The organism is Ruegeria sp. CDSA033 (assembly GCF_059612305.1).
On the sequence record NZ_JBXWQI010000002.1, the window covers coordinates 289,038 to 309,743 of the forward strand.

Annotated in this window: 18 protein-coding genes; 3 read left to right on the forward strand and 15 right to left on the reverse strand. The window is 55.6% G+C overall.

The window, feature by feature from the left end; translation table 11 throughout:
- Positions 1-40: 40 nt before the first annotated feature.
- The 3 genes from AC2FLA_RS04735 to AC2FLA_RS04745 all read right to left on the reverse strand — a co-directional run bounded on the left by AC2FLA_RS04735 (position 41) and on the right by AC2FLA_RS04745 (position 3,523).
- The gene (locus AC2FLA_RS04735) at positions 41-961 is read right to left on the reverse strand and encodes a prephenate/arogenate dehydrogenase family protein (RefSeq protein ID WP_496720874.1); all 921 of its coding nucleotides are present in this window, start codon (positions 959-961) and stop codon (positions 41-43) included.
- Positions 958-2,043, reverse strand: a complete 1,086-nt coding sequence (hisC, locus tag AC2FLA_RS04740; RefSeq protein ID WP_496720876.1) for a histidinol-phosphate transaminase — start codon at positions 2,041-2,043, stop codon at positions 958-960. Before hisC ends, AC2FLA_RS04735 begins: the two co-directional genes overlap by 4 nt.
- Positions 2,044-2,107: 64 nt before the next feature.
- On the reverse strand, positions 2,108-3,523 hold the full coding sequence (locus AC2FLA_RS04745; RefSeq protein ID WP_496720878.1) for an aminotransferase class V-fold PLP-dependent enzyme: 1,416 nt from the start codon (positions 3,521-3,523) through the stop codon (positions 2,108-2,110).
- Between the two features lie 103 nt (positions 3,524-3,626).
- On the opposite strand from AC2FLA_RS04745, the gene AC2FLA_RS04750 reads away from it, so the two are divergent.
- Positions 3,627-4,088, forward strand: a complete 462-nt coding sequence (locus AC2FLA_RS04750; RefSeq protein ID WP_108859492.1) for an Lrp/AsnC family transcriptional regulator — start codon at positions 3,627-3,629, stop codon at positions 4,086-4,088.
- Positions 4,089-4,366: 278 nt separating this feature from the next.
- Here the strand turns inward: AC2FLA_RS04750 and rpsD are convergent, their stop codons facing one another.
- The 9 genes from rpsD to AC2FLA_RS04795 all read right to left on the reverse strand — a co-directional run bounded on the left by rpsD (position 4,367) and on the right by AC2FLA_RS04795 (position 15,538).
- Positions 4,367-4,987 (reverse strand): 30S ribosomal protein S4, encoded by a 621-nt coding sequence (gene rpsD, locus AC2FLA_RS04755; protein ID WP_282151804.1) that lies wholly within the window; start codon positions 4,985-4,987, stop codon positions 4,367-4,369.
- Between the two features lie 200 nt (positions 4,988-5,187).
- Positions 5,188-5,688 (reverse strand): hypothetical protein, encoded by a 501-nt coding sequence (locus tag AC2FLA_RS04760; protein ID WP_496720881.1) that lies wholly within the window; start codon positions 5,686-5,688, stop codon positions 5,188-5,190.
- Between the two features lie 415 nt (positions 5,689-6,103).
- Complete coding sequence (locus AC2FLA_RS04765) at positions 6,104-6,799, reverse strand: hypothetical protein (protein ID WP_496720882.1); 696 nt, start codon at positions 6,797-6,799, stop codon at positions 6,104-6,106.
- 616 nt (positions 6,800-7,415) lie between these two features.
- On the reverse strand, positions 7,416-8,594 hold the full coding sequence (locus AC2FLA_RS04770) for an acyl-CoA dehydrogenase family protein (RefSeq protein WP_496703839.1): 1,179 nt from the start codon (positions 8,592-8,594) through the stop codon (positions 7,416-7,418).
- A gap of 194 nt (positions 8,595-8,788) precedes the next feature.
- Positions 8,789-9,808, reverse strand: coding sequence for an AraC family transcriptional regulator (locus AC2FLA_RS04775; protein WP_496703840.1), 1,020 nt, complete (start codon positions 9,806-9,808; stop codon positions 8,789-8,791).
- Positions 9,809-9,937: 129 nt separating this feature from the next.
- Entirely contained in the window at positions 9,938-11,122 is a 1,185-nt protein-coding gene (locus AC2FLA_RS04780; protein ID WP_496720884.1) for an acetyl-CoA C-acyltransferase, read from the reverse strand.
- Positions 11,119-13,239: a 3-hydroxyacyl-CoA dehydrogenase NAD-binding domain-containing protein gene (locus tag AC2FLA_RS04785; RefSeq protein WP_496720886.1), complete on the reverse strand. Its 2,121-nt coding sequence runs from the start codon at positions 13,237-13,239 to the stop codon at positions 11,119-11,121. Before AC2FLA_RS04785 ends, AC2FLA_RS04780 begins: the two co-directional genes overlap by 4 nt.
- An 11-nt stretch (positions 13,240-13,250) precedes the next feature.
- Positions 13,251-13,937 (reverse strand): dimethylsulfonioproprionate lyase family protein, encoded by a 687-nt coding sequence (locus tag AC2FLA_RS04790; RefSeq protein WP_074738242.1) that lies wholly within the window; start codon positions 13,935-13,937, stop codon positions 13,251-13,253.
- Positions 13,934-15,538 carry a fatty acid--CoA ligase gene (locus tag AC2FLA_RS04795; protein WP_074738308.1) on the reverse strand — a complete coding sequence of 535 codons (1,605 nt, stop codon included), beginning with the start codon at positions 15,536-15,538 and terminating at the stop codon, positions 13,934-13,936. Before AC2FLA_RS04795 ends, AC2FLA_RS04790 begins: the two co-directional genes overlap by 4 nt.
- A gap of 237 nt (positions 15,539-15,775) precedes the next feature.
- Between AC2FLA_RS04795 and AC2FLA_RS04800 the strand changes: the two genes are divergently transcribed.
- Positions 15,776-16,699, forward strand: a complete 924-nt coding sequence (locus tag AC2FLA_RS04800) for a LysR substrate-binding domain-containing protein (protein ID WP_496720889.1) — start codon at positions 15,776-15,778, stop codon at positions 16,697-16,699.
- Between the two features lie 33 nt (positions 16,700-16,732).
- On the opposite strand, the gene AC2FLA_RS04805 is transcribed toward AC2FLA_RS04800, so the two are convergent.
- From AC2FLA_RS04805 to AC2FLA_RS04815, 3 genes are all read right to left on the reverse strand, one after another.
- On the reverse strand, positions 16,733-17,791 hold the full coding sequence (locus tag AC2FLA_RS04805; protein WP_074738238.1) for a quaternary amine ABC transporter ATP-binding protein: 1,059 nt from the start codon (positions 17,789-17,791) through the stop codon (positions 16,733-16,735).
- Between the two features lie 12 nt (positions 17,792-17,803).
- The gene (locus tag AC2FLA_RS04810) at positions 17,804-18,832 is read right to left on the reverse strand and encodes an ABC transporter permease (RefSeq protein WP_074738236.1); all 1,029 of its coding nucleotides are present in this window, start codon (positions 18,830-18,832) and stop codon (positions 17,804-17,806) included.
- A 67-nt stretch (positions 18,833-18,899) separates the two neighbouring features.
- The gene (locus AC2FLA_RS04815) at positions 18,900-19,871 is read right to left on the reverse strand and encodes an ABC transporter substrate-binding protein (RefSeq protein ID WP_074738234.1); all 972 of its coding nucleotides are present in this window, start codon (positions 19,869-19,871) and stop codon (positions 18,900-18,902) included.
- Between the two features lie 439 nt (positions 19,872-20,310).
- On the opposite strand from AC2FLA_RS04815, the gene AC2FLA_RS04820 reads away from it, so the two are divergent.
- Entirely contained in the window at positions 20,311-20,538 is a 228-nt protein-coding gene (locus AC2FLA_RS04820) for a type II toxin-antitoxin system Phd/YefM family antitoxin (RefSeq protein ID WP_074738232.1), read from the forward strand.
- Positions 20,539-20,706 lie beyond the last annotated feature (168 nt).

Here is a 20,706-nt window from a genome sequence, read left to right on the forward strand (position 1 = left end):
AGCGCTGCAAATCCGGTCAGAATGGTTCTCCAGCCCTGCGTCATGGGTTCGTTTTCCCCCGTCCGAAATCAGGCGCATCCGTATCCTGGCCTGCATCAATGATGCCGCGGCGGATGGCGCGTGTACGCGTGAAATAGTCGAAAAGCTGCTCGCCGTCACCTGTTCTGATCGCACGCTGCAATGCAAACAGTTCTTCGGTAAACCGGCCAAGGATCTCCAGCGTCGCATCCTTGTTGGTCAGGAACACGTCCCGCCACATGGTCGGGTCAGAGGCCGCGATGCGGGTGAAGTCTCGGAATCCAGCAGCGGAATACTTGATGACCTCGGTATCGGTGACCCGGCGCAGATCATCCGCAACGCCCACCATCGTATAGGCGATCAGGTGCGGCGCGTGTGATGTGACAGCCAGAACCAGATCATGGTGATCCGCGTCCATCTCATCGACGTTTGACCCCATGCCTTCCCAGAGTGCCCGCAAACGGGCAATCGCATCCGGGTCCGAGCCTTCAACCGGGACCAAAAGACACCAGCGGTTGTCAAAGAGTTCTGCAAAACCCGATTCCGGGCCAGAATGCTCCGTCCCTGCCAGCGGGTGCGCGGGGATGAAATGCACACCATCCGGGATTTCCGGCCCAACGGCCTGAATGACATGACGCTTGACCGAGCCGACATCTGTCACCGTCACCCCGGGTTTCAGGACAGCTGCAATATCTTTTGCAACAGCGCCCATCGCGCCGACAGGAACACAGAGAACGACCAGATCTGCGCCCTCGACCGCTTCTTGCGCAGTATCGCAGACGCGATCACATAGGCCGATGCGCCGGGCCGTGTCACGTGTCGCCTCGGACCGGGCATAACCGGTCACTTCGCCAGCAAGCCCGGCGCGTTTGATCGCCCAGAACATGGACGAGGCGATCAGGCCAAGCCCGATCAAGGCCACACGGTCGTAAACTTGGCTCATGCGACGCCCCCTTTGAACGCGGTGATGGCCGCAACAACGCGGCAGCAGGCTTCTTCATCGCCTACGGTGATCCGCAGGGCATTTGGCAGGTTGTAGCCCGCCACACGGCGCACGATCAAACCCTGCGTTTTGAGATAGTCGTCACAAGCCTCGGCCTCGGCCCGATCGGCAAAGCGGGCGAGGATGAAGTTGGTGCAGGATGCATCCGAAGGAACTCCGATCTTGGCCAGTTCTTCCGACAGCCACACCCGCAGGCGCGCATTTTCAGCCTGACAATAGGACAGGAATTCTATGTCATTCACCGCTGCCTCTGCGGCAACCAATGCGGTCAAGGACAGGTTGAACGGCTGGCGCACGCGGTTCAGAACGTCGACGATTGACTGCGCTGCATAGCCCCAGCCGACACGCATCCCACCCAGACCGTACACCTTGGAAAAGGTGCGCGTCATAATCACGTTGTCAAATCGGTCTACCAGCGATGCACCACCGTCGAACCCGTCGACAAACTCGGCATAGGCCCCGTCGATCACCATCAGGCAGGTCTTGGGCAATGCCTCGGCCAGACGCAGCAATTCAGCCTCGGGGATCATGGTCGAGGTCGGGTTTCCCGGGTTGGTCACGAAAACTATCCGGGTCTGGTCGTTCACGGCGGCCAAAATGTTGTCTACGTCCACATGGCGATTGCGCTCGGCCACCATCACTGGGGTTGCTCCAGCCATGCGGGCGATGATCGGGTACATTGAAAACCCGTGCTCGGTATAGATGACCTCATCACCCGGTCCGGCATAGGCCTGCGCAATGAATTGCAGCACTTCGTCACTGCCAACGCCGCAGATAAGCCGCGCAGGGTCCAACCCGTGCCGTTCACCAATCGCTGAGCGCAGGCTTGCGTGATCGGTACTGGGATACCGATGCAGTGTCGCCGCACTATCGCGTACGGCCTCGATTGCCTTGGGGCTGGGACCGAACGGGTTTTCGTTGGAGCTGAGCTTGATCACATGCTCTACCCCCGCCACATGAGACTGGCCGCCCTGATAGAGCGCGATGTCCATAATGCCGGGTTGCGGGGTGATCTTGTTCATGAGAGGCTCCGTTGTTGGAGCCTCTCATACCCGTCTCAAAGCGTTGAGAAAAGCGGCAATTCCGTCACGCCGCTTTGAAGCGGGCCGTCGCCGGGTCGGCGTTGTAATAAGGGGCGAATTCTTCTGTCCTGTGGGACAGGTCATTGACGCTGTCGATGATGAACTGAACCGTCTCTTCGCTCATAAGATACGAGAAATTCAGGCGGACCCATCCGGGTTTCTTCATCTCTTCCCCTGCGGACAATGCGGCATGCAATTCAGCGGACGTTTCACGGTCGATTTCCAGCAAGCGATGCGCATATGGCCCGGCACACGCGCAACCACCGCGCGCCTGAATGCCGTAGATGTCGCTGAGCATCCGGGTAAACAGCTGCTGATGCACCGGCTGGCCAGAGTTGTCCCGCACAAGGAAAGAATAGATCGGCAAACGATGCGGGTTTTCAGTACCTAGCAAAGTCAGGTTCGGATTGTCGCCCCACCCTTTCAATGCCATTTCATTGTACCGGGCTTCGCGTTCAGCAATTTCATCCGTGCCGACGACATCCTTAACGATGAAGGCCAGCGCGGCGCGAATATCTCCGATCACATTGGGTGTTCCGGCTTCTTCTCGCGTGGCCAAATCCTCGCTGTAGTCATGGCGCCAGGGCGACACAAAGCTGACAGTGCCGCCACCAGGCCAACTTGGGCAAGTGCGGCGAACTGCGTTCTGATTGACGATCAGCACACCGGACGCGCCCGGGCCGCCCGGGAATTTGTGCGGGGATACTACGATGGCGTCCTTGCGCGCATCTTCTGGCCCCATGTCCATCGGCAAATATGGTCCACCACCAGCGTAATCCCAGATCGAAACAGCGCCATGAGACTTGAGCAGCCGCGTGATCGGGTCCGGGTCTGTAATGATACCGGTTACGTTAGAGGCGGCGGAAAAAGAACCGACAATCAGATCGGAATCTGCATTGTCCACCAATGTCCGTTCAAGTGCACCGAGATCAACGCCGCCTTCGGGCGCTTCGGGAATTTCGATGACCTGCGCTTTGCTTTCCCGCCAAGGGAGGATGTTCGAATGATGCTCATACGGCCCGATCAGAACAACCGGCCGGTCAGCCCCCTCAATTCCCATCAAACTGACCAGCCGGTTAAGACCCGCAGTGGCGCCGGACCCGGTAAAGATCACCGCGTCGTCTTCCTTTGCTCCAACAATGCGGGCTATTTCCGCGCGCGCTTCGCGGCGCAGACGGGTCATGTAAGACCCGCAATAGGAGGCCTCGGTATGGCTGTTGGCATAAAAAGGCAGCACCTCATGGGCGACAAAATCCTCTACCTGCTGCAGCGCACGACCGGAAGCGACGTAGTCCGCGTAAACCAGCGGCACGTCGCCATTCAGACCGGGGATCAGAACATTCTCTCCGATCAGCCCATCGCGCAGGGTTGAATTGCGAGTGGTGGATTGGAGGTCTGCGCGAAATTTGGACAAGGTCATGATTAGTTCTCCGTATTGCACTACCAAATATGATTGAATGAGGATGCAGAAACTTCACCTTTCTTTTGGTAGATTTCTTAAATTTCGTGTCATATGCTTCGATATGGCCGAAAAACTAGATCAAATTGACAAGCGCATCCTTCGCGAACTTCAAACAGACGCAACACTGTCCCAGCGTGAGTTGGCAGACCGAGTCGGATTGTCGCAAAATGCGTGTTGGCGGCGGCTGAAGGCGTTGAACGAAAATGGCGTCATTACCGGTTCGACCGCGCGGATTGCCCGCGAAAAACTGGGGCTGAGCCTTGTGGTCTTTGTTATGCTGCGCACCCGGCACCATTCGGCGGAATGGCTGCAAGCCTTTCGAAGCCATGTCCTGACCATCCCCGAGGTGGTGGATTTTCACCGCATTGGTGGCGACTATGACTATCAGTTGAAAGTCGTCACACAAGATATGACGTCATATGACAAGGTGTATCAGCGATTGATCGACAAGGTCGAACTGGACAGTGTGACCTCGTACTTTGCGATGGAGGCCATCGCCGAAAGCAGGCCGCTGCCAATTTGACTCAGCGCCTTCGGCGGGCTTGATCAGTGATCTGGCTGCAAGGCTGCTCATAGGTTGACACGCATTCAGTTCAAAATACAGCTTGCGCAACCCGAGCGTTAACTTTTGCATTCCCACTCAATACAGGCGTTCCGTTGGGGCACTTCCGTGGATATTTTTGAAAGCCCGAGATGCAACTTGCTGGATCAGCCTTCAAACCCAATACGCGTCATCACATGACCAAACAAAAAAGGGCCGCGCAAACTGCGCGGCCCTGGAATTCTGGATGTCGGCGAAAATTAGTTCTTCGCGTAGAATTCGACGACCAGGTTCGGTTCCATGACGACCGGGTAAGGCACATCGCCCAGGCCCGGCGCGCGAACGAAGGTCGCGGTCATTTTCGAGTGGTCGGCGTCGATGTAGTCAGGCACGTCACGCTCGGCCAGAGCAGCGGCTTCCAGAACTACAGCCAGTTGCTTGGACTTGTCGCGTACTTCGATCACGTCGCCCTCTTTGACACGGTAGCTGGGGATGTTGACCCGCTGGCCGTTCACTTTGACGTGGCCGTGGTTCACGAACTGACGTGCAGCAAAGACGGTTGCAACGAACTTGGCGCGGTAGACAACAGCGTCCAGACGACGCTCCAGCAGACCGATCAGGTTTTCACCGGTGTCGCCGTTCACACGCACGGCTTCGGCGTAGATGCGGCGGAACTGCTTCTCGGTCAGGTCGCCATAGTAGCCCTTCAGCTTCTGCTTGGCGCGCAGCTGCAGACCGAAGTCCGACAGTTTGCCCTTGCGGCGCTGGCCGTGCTGACCGGGGCCATATTCGCGACGGTTGACCGGGGATTTCGGACGACCCCAGATGTTTTCACCCATCCGGCGGTCAATTTTGTACTTGGCAGACGTGCGTTTGGTCACGGCTGATCTCCTTCTTTAGGTCGAGGCCCGTACAGGCCACTATGAAGGGCGTTGTCCTCTTGAGGTTTCCCCCATGACAGGAATCCCCTTACGGGGCCCACCAACACCAATGAAGCCGCGCTTATATCCGCAGAACTGGCGGAGTCAACACGGCTATGGTTTTTTTGCTATGTGCGAATGCAGGCAGCCTGATTGGAACTTTAGTCTGCTACGCTTCGGACGCCCGCAACTGCGTTTTCCCAACTCTTATCCATCGGCGACCGCGTCGGGAAAGCGACAACGGTTTGGTCCGGGAGGCTGGAATTGCTTTCACTTTCAAACTCGGTATACGCACTGACCCAGAATTCCTGATCGCGCGCGGGATACCCGTTTTCGAAAACCAGCGTCGGGTGTGTGTCTCCGGCAACCGAAAACAATAGCGCCGTGTACTTTTGTGCGCCATTGGTCAGAACGATACGACCCAGTGCTCCGTCTGCCAGATTCGGCGACGGCGCTATGTTGCTTAGCACTTTTGATGCGAATGCTTCGGCCTGACCCGACAACACAAGGCCCTGCTCGGCCGGACTGGCCAATGAAAGAGCCTGCCCACGCCACGACCATGCGGCTCCTACTTTCAAAAAAGACTGAGGCGCCGCCTCAAGTCCGTTTAACTCTGTCTGCGTCCACGAAATGGATATGCGACCGCTGTCCCCGGCTGTCATTGTATCCGCCTGTACCTTTCAACAAATCACTGCTTACTACACCTACTTATCAGGACAGAATCTGGCGGAAAAGAGACCGAAGTGCAGCAATCACGTAAATGTTTCCGGTGTGTCAAGTCAAACTGATACTAAAAGTGAAAATAATTCAACCTTAGATTGTTTTTGTCAAATAGCGACGCACCAGTCTCAAGAATTCTCAAAGCGATTCTCTACTCAAACTTTTGTTTTTAAATTCAAATTAATCCTAGGGTATTCGCTCTTCATGTACCATCAATTCCAAGCGGTGTTTTGGAAACCATGATATTCCGGTTCATCCAATCCAGTCTGGGCATCCGATTTGAGCCGTCCGATCGTTGCATTACAGCAACTAAATTGGGCAGCGGTACCAATTTGGGCCTGCCCCTGCTTCAACTCATCAATGGATGCCATTCGACCGCTTCAGCTTTTCCAAGTACACGCGTTTCGCGGCCGCTACCTCTGCATCGCTCAAATTCGACCGGTTCAGGTCCAGAAAATAGTCTGCGCCTCCGGCTGGCTGTACGTTCCGATTTTCACTTGTGATGAGCCTGTCGGATCTCACATTCAGAATGGAAAGTGCCTTGATGAGCGGATAATCGTGATCGCCCAGCCCGGAAACGTTGACAGATTCGACCTCGGCACGCGGTGAAACCGCTTCTTTCACCCGGCACACCACCGCCTCAAGATCTGCACCCTGTTGCAACGCCCTCCCGTATTGTGACAGATCCTCGCGGATTCTGTGGCTGCGAAGGTTTTGCCAATACGTACTTCTGATCCAATCGGCCGCGTTTCTGGTCGTAAACAGAAAGATAATGCGATCCCCGGCATCAGTCAGGCGCGAAACCTCATCCAACAGAGCTTTGGAAAGAACGTGCGTTTGCTCATATGACCAAACCCCTTTGCGACCGGGGATCAAACCAGCGAATTCTTCATTGCTGATCAGCAGGGGTTTGCCACCTTGGCCCGCAAAAGGCTTCAGCGCCTCGCGAACGATTGCTCCGAAATTGCGAAGGGTGCGATCCTTGGGGGCGACCGCATACCGCCGTGCAGCCAGGCTGGCTTCTTGCAAGTCATCAGGCAAAAGAACATTCACGCGATCTTTCAGGTATTCCCGATTTTTCGAGAGCGTCTTTTGCAGCGTTGTTGTGCCCGTTTTATGGAAACCTTGATGAACTACGACCTTCAATACACTACGTCCCGTTCGTCCTTGGCCTGCGTGCTGTTGGGCTTTCAAAAAAATGCCAAACCTTCTCAACACAGGCTTGGCACTTCTTTGGTCAGACCAATTTGAAACCGACGTGTGGCGCTCCATCTGACATTACCTATCCACACATGATAAACCTTTTTAATTCAAATCACTCATATCACAGCGGCACGGTATACTGACCAAAAAATTCGTAATGAACTACCTTCTTTTCATGGAGCGACCGATTGCCTCGTCGCACCCCTTTAAAGGCAAATCCCCACTCGGTTGCTCAAGAGACCGAACCGACAATCTGAATAGAAGCGCCTTATCAATGATCCGGCGAGCCGCCGTTCGACAAAACATTACTAAAAGTCAGCTGCGCGGACAAAGGGTGAATTCGCTGCAGTGGCACCAAGGTATGCAATCTCGAGTAACCGGCCGCATATGCGCGGCCGGTGTTTCGATTTTACCGATCTCTGAGGAGATTTTCAGGTCGGCTCCGCTTCACCGGTGGGTGGGATGTTCAGCCGGCCTCACCAAATCCTTTCGGTACTGGCAGATCAGACAATGTCGCTGCTCGTTTTTGTAGGGCCCGCCCGATGACCACGCGGCTGATTTCTGTCGTCCCGTCCACAATCCGCAGCATTTGTGCAAGACGGGACAAACGATCCAGTCCATAAGGCTGCAACAGCCCCATGCCGCCCAACACTTGCGTGCAGGTGTTCGCAGCCTTCACGGCGGCATCTGGCACAAACCGTTTGGCATGAGCGGCCATCAGAGGGCCTTCGGGTGTGCCAAGGGATTCTGCCGCTTTGCGATAAAGCAGCTTGGAGGCTTCAAGATCGGTTGCAACCTCGCCCAGCATCCACTGGATCCCGTCCAGATCGAGGTTCTTGCCGCCAAACATCTTGCGGTTCTTGGAATAGGACAGAGCCGTATCCAAGGCAGCTTGCATCAATCCACAGCATCCTGACGCAATCGACACACGGGCGATATCGATCGCCATGAGCGAGCCTTGCAAGCCCTGACCGATTGGCAGGATGATGTTGTCTTCGCTCACCACGACCTTGTCCATGTACATCTCGGCCAGAGGCAGGAAGTTGTAGGACGGGGTATCGTAGAGCGGACCAAAGCTGAGGCCCGGAGTGTCGGCCGGGATGGCAATCATCGCCATATCCTTGTGGCCGGGTGTGTCACTGGTTTTGACCACGGTGAAATAGATGTCAGCCTCGGTCGCCAAGCTGACCCATGCCTTCGCACCGCTGATCGTCCAAGTGCCGTCATCATTGATCACAGCCCGCGAATACATGTTTGTTGCGTCCGACCCCGATTGCGGTTCGGTCAGTGCAAAGTTCGCCAGCTTGCGGCCAGAGGTCAGATCCCGTGCCCATTTTTCCTTGAAGGCATCTGTGCCATAACCGCAGCCCGCGAAGGTGCAGATGTTATGCATCGACAGGGCAAAGGCATAGGCACCATCGCCCAGTCCCAGTTGTTCGTAGACCTGAATGCCTTCTGAAAGGGGCAAGCCTTGGCCGCCAAACTCTTCGGGGGCGTAGAGCCCCGTCAGGCCAGCGGCCCCGGCTTTGTCCGACGCATCACGGGGCCATGTCTTCGCGGCGTTCCAGGCGTCCACATTGGGCAGGATGACCTGCTCGGCGTGGTCGCGTGCGGCTTGGAGTATGGTGGCGAGTTTGTCTGACATTGGTCGGTCCTTTTGTGAGCGGCTATTTTCACATGACGCCACACTTCAGAACCTGCTGAGCAGGCAGCGGGTCAAGCTTCTAGAGGAGAACCAGGTGAGAACGCCATGTATTGCGCAAGATTTAGCAGGAGAAACTTCTTCGCTCTATCTCGCGTGGTGACAGGGTATTGTCCAAAAGTGACAAAAAGTGCGTCTCAGATATTCGTCCTGCGATACGAACTGGGGGTGCTGCCGGTCCAGCGTTGAAAGGCCCGGTGAAAATTGGCAGCTGAAGAAAAGCCGACATCATGTGCGATGGCCTCGACGCTTTTGCGTCCCGCCTGCAGGTCGCGGATCGCGATGTCGCGCCGCAGGGCATCCTTGATCGCCTGAAACGAGGTCCCATCCGCTTGTAACCTGCGGATCAGGGTGCGCGGGGTCATGTGCATTGCGGATGCTGTCTGGGTCAGGGTCGCCGCGTCCCATCCCGTTTGACCCAGATAGGTGCGCACCCGAAGCGATTGGGTGTGCTCGCGCGAAGAGGTGAAGATCCAGTCCCGGGGCGCGTTTTGCAAAAACCGGTCAAGGTCAGCGGTGCTGCGCGTCTGCACGGGACCCAGTGCATTCGGATCGAACGAGATTGCGGTGGCGGGCTGGCCAAACCGCAGCGGTGCAGGAAAGATGATCGCGTAATCCTGATCAAAGTCCGGGCGGTCAAACGCGAAACCGACAGCCTTAACCGGAACCTCATGCCCTGCCAGCCAAGACATGAGCCCGTGGGCAAGTTTGAGGATCAGCATATGCCCAAACCGCTGAAGCGGCACGTCGCCTTGTGGTTTCAGGGTGAGCACCAATGCGCCTTCAGCGTCATCCAGAACAAACTGATAATCATCCAACAGCAAGTTCCAGAAGGTCGAAAACCGGTAAAGAGCCGATGACAGAGACGTGGCCTCTCTGACAGTCGTCAGAAGGTGTTGTAGAGCCCTTGGCCGGACGGGTCTGCTCCAAAGCCCCATCATCTCATCACCGGTCTCAACTGCGGCAAGTTGATAGAGGCAAACGATCTGATCCAGCGTGACGCGACCATTCGGCGAGCGCGTATCCGCGTTCAGACCGGACCGGCCAAGCAGCGACGCCATCTGCGCCTCTGGGCACAGGGCGTGCAGCGCCACCAGCCAGTCATCGACAAACTGGCTGGAAACGGTGGAGAGGATCGTTGGTGTGACATTGGTCATAACGCCTCAGGAGGTATCACCAATTCCGGTCGACATGAAACACAGCACATGCAGATGGCGACCTTCGCAGATGACAGAATGTCAATGTCCGAACCAGATAACGCTCTGCTTGAACTAATTTCAGTGGGGTCAGGCGACTTCGAACAGTGCTGCGGCACCCATGCCTCCGCCAACACACATGGAGGTCACCACGTATTTTACGCCACGACGCCTCCCCTCAATCAGAGCGTGCCCGACTTGTCTCGCACCTGTCATGCCGTAGGGGTGGCCAATCGATATCGCACCGCCGTTCACGTTGTAGATTTCGGGATCGATCCCAAGATGGTCGCGGCAATAGAGAACCTGGCAGGCAAAGGCTTCGTTAAGCTCCCAAAGGCCGATTTTTTCGATGCGAAGACCTGCATTCTTCAGCAGCTTTGGAATGGCATAGATCGGGCCGACACCCATCTCTTCCGGTGCGTTTCCTGCAACAGCCATGCCGCGATAAATACCCAGCGGTGTGAGGCCCCGCTGCTCAGCCATTTTGCCTTCCATGAGCACACAAGCCGAGGCCCCGTCAGAAAGCTGGCTTGCGTTTCCGGCAGTGATCACGCCGCCTTCGACAACCGGGTTCAACTGGTCAAGAGTTTCGGCCGTCGTGCCCGGCCGGTTGCCTTCGTCTTTTGACAAGGTCACCTCTTCCAGGGTTTCCTCTCCGGTTTCGCGGTTCTTGACCCGCTTAATCGCTGTGATCGGGACGATCTCGTCATCAAAGGCGCCAGCGGCCTGAGCCCGGGCGGTCCGACCTTGCGAAAGTGCGGCGTATTCATCCTGCACTTCGCGGCTGATACCATAGGTCCGGGCCACATTTTCCGCCGTCATCAGCATCGGCATGTAGGCATGCTCGGACCTCGCGATAACGTTTGGATCTTTCTCATCGCCCGCCCATTTCAGATAGGCATTCTGAATGGCGGAAATATTTTCCTGCCCGCCTGCCACGGCGACATTCTGACCATCCACAATGACCTGCTTTGCAGCCGTCGCGATGGCCATCAACCCGGAGGAGCATTGCCTGTCGATCGTCTGTCCTGCCACCGTATTGGGAAGACCCGCCGCCAGCGTCGACAAACGAGCGACATTCATGCCTGCGGTTCCCGCTGTCAAGACCGATCCGATGACGACATCTTCGATCGAACCGGGGTCCACGCCTGCACGTTCAACCGCGTGCTGAATGGCGTGCCCCATCATGGTGGGGGATTTGATGTTGTTCAGCGCACCTTTGAAGGCCACCCCAATAGGGGTTCGTGCGGTTGAGACGATAACGGCTTCTCTCATGATTTTTCCTTTTTGGCATCAAAATGTGCGGCAAGTGTCACACCCGAGGTTGCAAGTTGTTCCAGCAAAGGCGCAGGCGTGAACCACATCTCGCCATAGGTGCCAAGCGACTGCTGATAGTGGGTCATGCGTTCCAAAATCTGGCTTAATCCAATCTCGTCGGCATATTGCATTGGGCCGCCGCGCCAGTTTGGAAAGCCATAGCCATTGACCCAGATCAGGTCGCAATCACCCGGGCGCGTTGCAATGCCCTCTTCAAGGATCAAAAAGCCCTCGTTGATCAGGGGATAGAGACATCGCTCAAGGATTTCCTGATCGTCGATGTCCCTGCGTTTCACGCCATGCAGGTCCGACAGCTCGGAACTGATTTGAACCATCTCAGGGTCTTCGACCCGTGTCCGTCCCTCGTAGACATAGCTTCCACGCCCGGTTTTCTGACCCAGTCGGCCTAGTTCAAACAACCTGTCCTGCACAACCTGGTATGTCGGGTCATGCGCGATTTCACTACGCCGTTCCTGACGCACGCGTGCGCCCACATCGACTCCGGCCAGATCTGCCATCGCATGAATGCCCATGGCCATGCCGAAGCCTTCAAGGACGTTATCCACCTGTTTCGGTGTCGCCCCCTCTAGAAGCAGACGGGATCCTTCGCGGAAGTATGGTTCCAGCATCCGGTTTCCAACAAAGCCGTAGCACACGCCAACCGTGACAGGGAGCTTTCGGATCTTCTTTGCGACCATGATTGCCGTTGCAATGACATCGGGAGCGGTCTTGGCGCCCCGCACCACCTCTAGCAAGCGCATGACGTTCGCCGGGCTGAAGAAATGGAGACCAATCACATCCTCCGGACGGGACGTGACCGCAGCTATTTCATCAAGATCCAACGTCGATGTGTTTGAGGCCAGTATCGCGCCGGGTTTAGCGTGCTGGCCCAACGCTTCGAAAATCTGGCGTTTGACATTCATGCTTTCAAACGCCGCTTCAATGATCAGGTCGGCCTTCGCAAGGTCTGCATAGCTAAGCGTCCCAGTGGCGTTGGCGGCGATTGCCTCTGCCCGATTGGCACTAAGCCGCCCTTTTTGGGCCGCGCGTTGGAAATGCTCCCTGACCTGATCCAGCCCCTGTTCCAGCGCAGTTTGTGTGGTTTCCAGAAGCGTGACCGGATACCCCGCCTGCAGAAAGGCGATGGCAATGCCGCGCCCCATTGTTCCGGCACCGATCACGGCGACCGATGAAATGCTACGTGGTTGGTCAGCACGGGTAACGCCGGGAACCTTGGTGCATTCACGCTCTGCAAAGAACAGATGCCGCCCCGCGCGCGATTGAGGTGTGTCGAGCAGTTCAGCGAAACCCGCCTTCTCTTGTGCCAACCCCTCGGCCAGCGGCATTTCGCACGCGGTCTCGATGGACACCAAACATCGTTCAGGGGCGACAAGGTTTTTGGACGTGTGCGCTATCTGGTCTCGGAAACCCGTCAGATATCCCTTCGGATCAGGGTGTGTGACGGTCATATCCGCACAACTGCGTTTTGGATCGCCCTCATGGCTGACACGGGTGGCAAAACCCAAAACATGCGCGCGAAAATCCTGGTTGTTTTCAAACAGTGCGTCGACCAGCCCGCAAGACAGGGCATATTCGCCTTTCACGGGATCACCCAAGAGGATCATTTGCGTTGCCGCTTCCAGCCCGGCAATCCGGGGTAGTCGCTGGGTGCCGCCGGCACCAGGCAGCAGCCCCAGTTTGATCTCAGGTAGGCCCATCACCGCATCCGGCGTGGCGACACGGTAATCACAGGCAAGCGCAATCTCCAGCGCGCCACCCATAGCGGGACCTGCTATCGCGGCGATAATAGGTTTCTTGCTGGTTTCAATCGTTACACACAGGTCTGGCAGGTCCGGCTTGTCCCAGACTGCCCCTGTACGAAACTCAGCGATGTCAGCGCCGCCGCAAAAGAGCGGCAGAGCCGAGCATAGAACGATAGCTTTGACCTGTTCATCGGCGTCCAACTCGTGGATGGCCGAGGAAAGCGCCTGCCGCATCTTCAGGCCAAGAGCGTTCACTGGCGGGGCATTCAGCTCAATGAAAGCGACACCCTCGGTGTGTTTAATGGAAATCATGTTTGGAAACCTCAATTGGACTGTTTGGCAAGATCTTGTTCGATCTCTGCCCAATCGTCGAAGTGGATTACATTGCAGGGTGAATTCACGTTCTCGAGCCAGACAAAGACCGAGATGAACGGCTGGTCATAGACCCGGGTGGCATGGGGCTCGCCAGCTGCGTTCCATATAAGTGATCCAGCCGGATAATCCTGCCAATCGCGAGTGCCAAACCGCCAACCAGATTTCTCGGACAGGTTCAGATAAAGCTCTGGCGCATCGTGGTTGTGGTCCCGATACAGCGTCCGTGGACCCAACATGAAAATGCCAAGGCTGAAATCGGGATGATGATGCCCACATGCGTCCGGCCCAATCAGCAAAGTATGCAGGTTACACTTTGCATATCCTTCGCCCAAATCGGCATCAGGTGGATAGAATTGGGCGTTGTCTTCGCGCCAGGCCAGATCCTCTTTGGCAGCTTTCAGACAACGTGCGATTTCTTGCAATTCGGGGGCGACAATCCCGGCGATGGCGTTCTTCAGAACCTCATCGTGCCGGGTTCCTTGGGGAGGTAAATCAATGAGCCTCTCACCCTTCAGGTCCATGGCTGCCAGCTTGTCCAACGTCAGATCAACGCCGCGCGTGGCAGCTCTGTGAGCCTGCAGATAGGTGACAATGGATTGAATAAGCGCCTGAATACGGCGTTGTTTGTCTGTCATGATTTAAAGTCCGAGCGCGTTGAAATATCTTTCCGCACGAGTTTCTTGTCGAGCTTGCCGACGCTGGTTTTAGGTAGGCGGGCGACAAAGATTATCTCGTCTGGAACTGCCCATTTTGAGATCTCGCCTGCGTCAACCCGCGACTGGATTTCTTCCATGACTCTCAAGCGCACAATATCCGGGTCGGCATCCTTTGCGGCTTGAGCGACCAACACTGGCCTTTCGCCCCATTTCGCGTGCGGCAGCCCGATTGCTGCGACGTCCTCAACGCCGCTGCAAAACGATGCTATGTTTTCCAGGGCCAGTGAGGATATCCATTCGCCGCCGGTCTTAATCACATCCTTGAGGCGGTCAGTAATCTGCAACGATCCATTCTCGCGGATATACCCAACATCCCCGGTATGCAGATACCCACCGTCCCAAAGCTCATCCGAGGCTTGCGCATTATCCAGATAGCCTTGTGTCAACCAGGGAGCCCGAGCAACAACTTCGCCGGTTGTTTCGCCGTCATGTGGGACGTCCTGCATATCCGGTGTCACAACACGAAGGTCGACAAGAGGGCCGGGAAAGCCGGTTTGCGCCTGCATCTCGGGGTCATTGCTGGACAAATCGGCCACCGTCAGAAACGGACAGGTTTCGGACATCCCATAGGCCGCATGCAAGGATATGCCTGCCGCCGCGGCGCGGTCCTGCAGGCCTCGCGGCAAAGCGGCCCCGCCAATGATCACTTTCCATCTGTCCAGGTCAATTTGTGGGCAGCCCGGATGGTCGAGCACCATTGACAGAACCGTGGGCACGCAGTGTGAAAAGGTGACGTTTTCGTCTGCAATCAATCGCAAGATTGTGTCAGGGTCATATCGACCGGGATAGACCTGACGCAGCCCCAGCATCGTTGCGGCATATGGAAATCCCCAGCCGTGGACGTGAAACAAGGGCGTCAGCGGCATGTAGACGTCGCCGCGATGAAATCCGGCATTCCCGGGCCATGCGCCGAAACCTGCGATCAAGCCCAATGTGTGAAGGACCAACTGCCGGTGTGAATAGCTCACCCCCTTGGGATTGCCGGTGGTCCCGGTCGTATAAAACAGGGTTGCCGTTTGGTTTTCATCGAAGTCCGGGAAGTCAAAGCAGCCTGGGGCCTCGCCTATCCACTCTTCATACCCTTCTCCGTCTCCAATCGGCACGATGATGATGTCCCGATCAAAGCCCGATTTGATACCCTCAATGAGCGGCATGAAATCGCGGTGCACGATGATCAGATCCGGTTGCCCATGGTTGATCGTATAAAGAACCTGAGCAGGAGACAGACGCACGTTGATCGTGAAAAGGGACGCGCCCATCATCGGGATCGCGAAAAAACACTCAAGATAACGGTGCGTATCCCAATCCATGACACCGACGCGCATGCCCTCATGTATCCCGCTCGCCTTTAAAGAATTGGCAAGTTGGCGCACGCGTTTGCCCAAGTCCGCGTAGCTCAGTCGCATTTCGGTGCCGCTGACGATCTCTTGGCTGGCTGACGCGAGCTGGGATCCGGCCAGCAAGTGTTTAATCAGCAACGGATAGCCATATGCATTTGGCGAAGGTGAAAGTGGTGGCATGAAGGTGGAATCCCATAACATCTCTATCTGCTAATCTGGCATTTCTCACCCAGTTGAAGAATTGAAAGAAATTTCCTTTCATCAAGAAATTCTAACCGATCACATCGCACCGCGAATTGCGTGCTACCCCCTGACAGGTTATGAAAAAGAGTATCAATACCCTGCTATATTCGCGCCCGTCGTCGGATAACTCTGCTTGAGGGTAAGCAGAATTGATTTCATCGAGGAGATGCAGCAATGACCACTCACATGCCCACGCTGGTTTCACTGCGCGCTTTTGAGGCGGTGGCGCGTCACAAGAGTTTCCGAAAGGCCGCTGACGAGATTTGTGTGACGCATGCGGCAGTCAGCCACCAGGTCAAAGCATTAGAAACAACAATCGGTGTTAAACTACTGGAACGCACAAGCCGTTCGGTCGAGCTAACACCGGCTGGCGAGCAATATTACCCGCCAATACGCGAACACATTCAGGGAATCATCAAAGCCACTCGGCGCATCCAGACACCTGAGGAACCGGACGTGTTGCTCGTTCAGTCCTACGCAAGTTTCAATACAATGTGGTTACAGCCCAGATTGGCAGACTTTCTTCAGGATAATCCGGACACACGCGTGCGCATCGTCTCTACCTTTGAAGACGGTGATTATGACATGCACCGGTTCGATGTGGGCGTGTTCAACGCGCCACCATTTGACAAACGGTTTGACTATAGCCCCTTGTTCGAAACGAATATCTACCCGGTATGTGCTCCGGAGGCCTTGAAAGCCGCAAGCGGTGGAATGCCGCTGGAAGAGCTAAGAAATTTCCTGTTGCTGAGTGTCCCAAACACATGGAATGAGCCGGATGACTGGGACTGCTGGTTGGATGCGGCGGGCTTAGATCGCGAAACGATGAAATTTGGCTCTGTTTTCGACAATTACCCGCTGGTCCGTGAAGCTGTTCTAAAAAATCACGGTATCAGCGTCGCAAGAGCACCGTTTTGCACGCGTGACCTTGAAAGGGAGCGCCTGGTCAAACCGTTTGATATTTCGGTGCCCGAGCCAGGCAGCTGGTATCTGGCGACGCAAAAAGAACGTGCACCCAACCCAAAGCTCGATACGTTTGTTGACTGGTTGTTCGAACAGATCGAAGCCGACCCAACCATGCGGCTATTTCGGGCCTGATCTGATGAATTCCAGCTTTGTCGTCAGCGCGCGTCAGGACTGACGTGCGCCTGCTTCGGATGCGACGCGAGGGACGAGTGCGCGAACCAGTTCAGTCATATCCAGTGAGCCGACTGTCTTCTCCCCATCCTTGACGACATAGGCGTGTGACGTATCCCCGCCGGACCGCGCGATCATGCTTTCGAGCGTGTCGTTCACGTCCACTTCGCCATGGGCATCTTCTGGCACTTGGCCACCGTCCAGCGGGGTCATGATCGAGCGGACCCGCAGAACCCGTGCTCGGTTGATGTCGCTCACGAAGTCTTCGATGTAAGGATCGTTGGGGTTCAACAGAATATGCTGCGGCTCGCCCTGCTGCACGACAAAGCCGTCTTTAAGGATCACAAGGTGATCGGCCAGCTTCAACGCCTCATCTAGATCGTGAGTGATGAAGATGATGGTCTTGTGCAGCTCTTTTTGCAGCTCGAGCAGCAGGTCCTGCATGTCGGTTCGGATCAGTGGGTCAAGAGCCGAGAAAGCCTCGTCCATCAGCATGATCGGTGTGTTCGCGGTCAGCGCCCGGGCAATGCCCACACGCTGTTGCATCCCACCGGACAATTGCGCTGGATAATGGTTCTCGAACCCGCTCAGACCCACGCGATCCAGCCACTTGGCGGCTTCACGGTCGCAAGTCGCCTCGTCCTCGCCGCGCACCGAGAGCGGCATGCCTGCGTTCTTCAGCACGGTTTTGTGCGGCAATAACGCGAACTTCTGGAACACCATCGACATCTTTTCCTGTCGAGCATGGCGCAACCCGTCCTCGGACAGTTGCATCACATCCTCACCCTGCACGATGATCTCGCCCGCAGTGGGTTCGATCAATCGGTTCAGGTGGCGGATCAGCGTGGATTTGCCCGAGCCTGACAGGCCCATGACAACTGTGATTTCGCCCGCCTGCATATCGACGTTGATGTTGTTGAGACCCAATACGTGCCCGTGCCGTGCCAACAATTCTTCCTTGCCCATGCCTCCTTTGACATGCTGCAACACGTCCTTGTCGCGGGTGCCAAAGATTTTATAGAGCCCGGACAGGCTGACCATTGGTTGTGTCATCGAACAGGCTCCTTAGTGTTTGACTTGGGTTTTATCGACCCGTGTGAGAGCTGCTTTGGACACGCGATCAAGGATCACTGCGAGCAGCACGATGCCGATGCCAGCGACGATGCCCACACCCAGTTCAAGGTTCCGGATACCGCGCAACACGTTCACGCCCAGACCGGGTGCCGAAACAAGAGAGGCGATCACGACCATGGCAAGGCTCATCATGATGGTCTGGTTTATTCCGGCCATGATATTGGGCAACGCCAAAGGGAGTTGCACCCGCAACAGTTTCTGGCGATCTGTCATGCCAAAGGCATTGGCCGCCTCAATCACGTCCCTGTCGACAAGCCGGATGCCCAGATCGGTCAGGCGGATCACAGGGACAATCGCGTAAAGGATGATTGCAATCCCGTAGAGTTTGGATTCCGTGACTGAGAACAAGAAAATCAGAGGGATCAGGTACACGAAGGTCGGCAGGGTCTGCAGCAGGTCGAGTAACGGAACCACGCTTTTTTGCAATCGGTCAGATTTCGACATGGCAATGCCAATGGGTACACCGAACAGCACCGATATCGTCGTACACACAAAGATGATCGACAGAGTCTGCATCGCCACATCGTAGTGGTCTACGACGGCCAGCAGCATAATCGAGACGGCGACGAAGATCGTCACAGGGCGCGAACGCGACGCGTACCAGGAAATCGCCACCAGAAGCGGGACCATGATGAACCATGGCGTCGCTTCAAACAGCCAAAGTGCGCCATCCAATATCCAGCTCAATGGCTGTGTGATCGGGTCCAGAACGGTTTTCAGGACCGGTTTGGCTGCCAGAAACCCTTCTTCGATCCCGTTGGTTACATCGCGCGACTGCCATATGCGGTTGCAGCTTTCGTGCAGATTATCAAACGAGGGAATTGGAATGAGCGGCCCAGAGGCCTCTTCTCCTCCTGCTTGCGCCGCAAGGTCCGCCAGCGAAAGAGGCGCTTTATCGTCTGGCGTGCCACACCATTCGCTCAAACCCAATGCGCTGAATAACTTGTCATAGAAGGCCATTTATCCCACTTTCCGATCTTCTTCAGTGCGTTAGGGGCATCACTGAGGATGCCCCTGTTCGTGCAGTTTACTGCAGCAATGCGGAAAGTTTGTCGCGCGCAGCATCGTTAAGCCACGCCCCCCAGACATCCTTGTAGGTCGTCAGAAAGTGCACAGCACCTTCATCGTAGGAGGCATTGTTGTCCTCGACCCATGCCAGCGTTTCGCCCATCTGTGCGTTGGTGAAGGACAGATTTGTCATCAGTTCAGAGATTTCTGCGTTTTCGGCCATGAATTCCTTGGAAAGAACTGTAACCACTTCGCTGCGGGGGAAGGCGCTCATTGCTGGCGTCTCGCATTCCGCCGTGATGTTGCAGGCATGCTTTTCAGGGTCATGGGGGCCCATTTCGACCAGGGTCATCGGGTATTTGCCCAATACCGATGTCGGTGCCCAATAGAAGCCGAACCACGGCTCTTTGTTTTCGTAGGCGGCCGCGATCGAAGCCGCAAGGGTTTCGCCTGATCCATGTATAAAGTTATCAATGCCTGCATCAATCAACCCACCTGCCTTCAGCAGGTTGGTACTGACATTCAGACAGGTCCATCCCTCGGGGCAGTTGTGAAAGCGATTTCCGACGAGTTCGGGGTTGGCTGCGATGCCTTCGATTGTTGCCAGTTCCGGATGCGCCTCCACAAGGTAGTTCGGAACAAAGAACCCTTCGACACCGCCATCTGACAGAACTTCGGTCACCGGAATGATCGCACCTGAGTCAACCAGCCCTTGGTAAGCCGGCGCGCCGTTTGTCCAGAGTTCAGTCAGAATATCGGGCTCTCCGGTCTCGGATACGGATGCCAGCGCAGGGTTGCCCGAGAGCGGAACCGTGGTCACTTCGCAACCATAGCCTTGCTCCATCAGAAACTTCGAGACCGCGGTCACAATTTGCGCTGACCCCCAATCGGCCTGCATCAGTGATACTTCACCGCATTCGTTTGCCTGGGCCGCCGAAGCGGTGATTGCCGCAGCAAATACGCACCCGAGACCGGCTGAAATCTTGAACATTTCTTTCCTCCTTGTCATCGGCGAAACAGGGGCAGAGAAACGCTCCAAGCCAAAATTCGCCTTGTTTGTAGTGATGACTTGTACCGACAGGCCTAATAGCAAAAAACTGAAAAGAATTTTGGATCATGTACAATTGTTTACAGGTGGAGAGTTGAAGCCAGGCTCGAATTTAGTGACCTCCGTTCCAACGTAAGCTTCTTAGATGTAAATCCATAGGTGGCTTATGCGTGTGTATTATTGCCTCTTCTCAGGAGTCGGCAGTAGGAGTGATCAAACCCGGGGACGTCCGTTCTGTGCTCTGAGTCAAAATTCGCTACGCGGATAACCAATGGCTGGTTCGGGATGAACCGATGTTGGATATCTGAGAAACAAGGACAAAACTGAGTGTGGTTGAAACTGCCTACAAGATTGGCAAAGTTAGCGAATAAGGGGAGTTGCCATGCTATTCACAATACAAAAGGCGAAGAACCAGTTGCCGGAACTCATCGACGCAGCGCTAGCCGGAGAGGACGTTGTGATAACAATAGGAACAAAGCCTGCTGTGAGGCTGGTTGCAATTCCACAATATGATTTCAAGCTCGGCGTGTTGGAGGGAAAGGTTGGAGCCACGCCAGATTTTCTTGAACCGTTATCTTCGGATGAGTTGAAGGCGTGGGAAGATCGGTGAGGCCAGCGTAAAGTCGGCTGACCAAACGGCGATCAAATTAGAACGCACATGGAGATGAGAAAAAGTCTATCGATTTTTTCAGGGAACCACCTGCCTGCAACTAATTGAAAGTCGCTGGTCTCGGAGGATCTGCTTCAACGACACAAAGTGAAAGCCGGCATCTTCAGC

Excerpts from the sequence above, each read along its gene's own strand:
- AC2FLA_RS04770 (WP_496703839.1), bottom strand. The coding sequence starts at position 8,594 with ATGTCAGACAAACTCGCCACCATACTCCAAGCCGCACGCGACCACGCC.
- AC2FLA_RS04800 (WP_496720889.1), top strand. The coding sequence starts at position 15,776 with ATGACCACTCACATGCCCACGCTGGTTTCACTGCGCGCTTTTGAGGCG.
- AC2FLA_RS04775 (WP_496703840.1), bottom strand. The coding sequence starts at position 9,808 with ATGACCAATGTCACACCAACGATCCTCTCCACCGTTTCCAGCCAGTTT.
- AC2FLA_RS04815 (WP_074738234.1), bottom strand. The coding sequence starts at position 19,871 with ATGTTCAAGATTTCAGCCGGTCTCGGGTGCGTATTTGCTGCGGCAATC.
- AC2FLA_RS04780 (WP_496720884.1), bottom strand. The coding sequence starts at position 11,122 with ATGAGAGAAGCCGTTATCGTCTCAACCGCACGAACCCCTATTGGGGTG.
- AC2FLA_RS04810 (WP_074738236.1), bottom strand. The coding sequence starts at position 18,832 with ATGGCCTTCTATGACAAGTTATTCAGCGCATTGGGTTTGAGCGAATGG.
- AC2FLA_RS04760 (WP_496720881.1), bottom strand. The coding sequence starts at position 5,688 with ATGACAGCCGGGGACAGCGGTCGCATATCCATTTCGTGGACGCAGACA.
- AC2FLA_RS04795 (WP_074738308.1), bottom strand. The coding sequence starts at position 15,538 with ATGCCACCACTTTCACCTTCGCCAAATGCATATGGCTATCCGTTGCTG.
- AC2FLA_RS04805 (WP_074738238.1), bottom strand. The coding sequence starts at position 17,791 with ATGACACAACCAATGGTCAGCCTGTCCGGGCTCTATAAAATCTTTGGC.
- AC2FLA_RS04750 (WP_108859492.1), top strand. The coding sequence starts at position 3,627 with ATGGCCGAAAAACTAGATCAAATTGACAAGCGCATCCTTCGCGAACTT.
- hisC (WP_496720876.1), bottom strand. The coding sequence starts at position 2,043 with ATGAACAAGATCACCCCGCAACCCGGCATTATGGACATCGCGCTCTAT.
- AC2FLA_RS04785 (WP_496720886.1), bottom strand. The coding sequence starts at position 13,239 with ATGATTTCCATTAAACACACCGAGGGTGTCGCTTTCATTGAGCTGAAT.
- AC2FLA_RS04735 (WP_496720874.1), bottom strand. The coding sequence starts at position 961 with ATGAGCCAAGTTTACGACCGTGTGGCCTTGATCGGGCTTGGCCTGATC.
- AC2FLA_RS04745 (WP_496720878.1), bottom strand. The coding sequence starts at position 3,523 with ATGACCTTGTCCAAATTTCGCGCAGACCTCCAATCCACCACTCGCAAT.
- AC2FLA_RS04790 (WP_074738242.1), bottom strand. The coding sequence starts at position 13,937 with ATGACAGACAAACAACGCCGTATTCAGGCGCTTATTCAATCCATTGTC.
- AC2FLA_RS04820 (WP_074738232.1), top strand. The coding sequence starts at position 20,311 with ATGCTATTCACAATACAAAAGGCGAAGAACCAGTTGCCGGAACTCATC.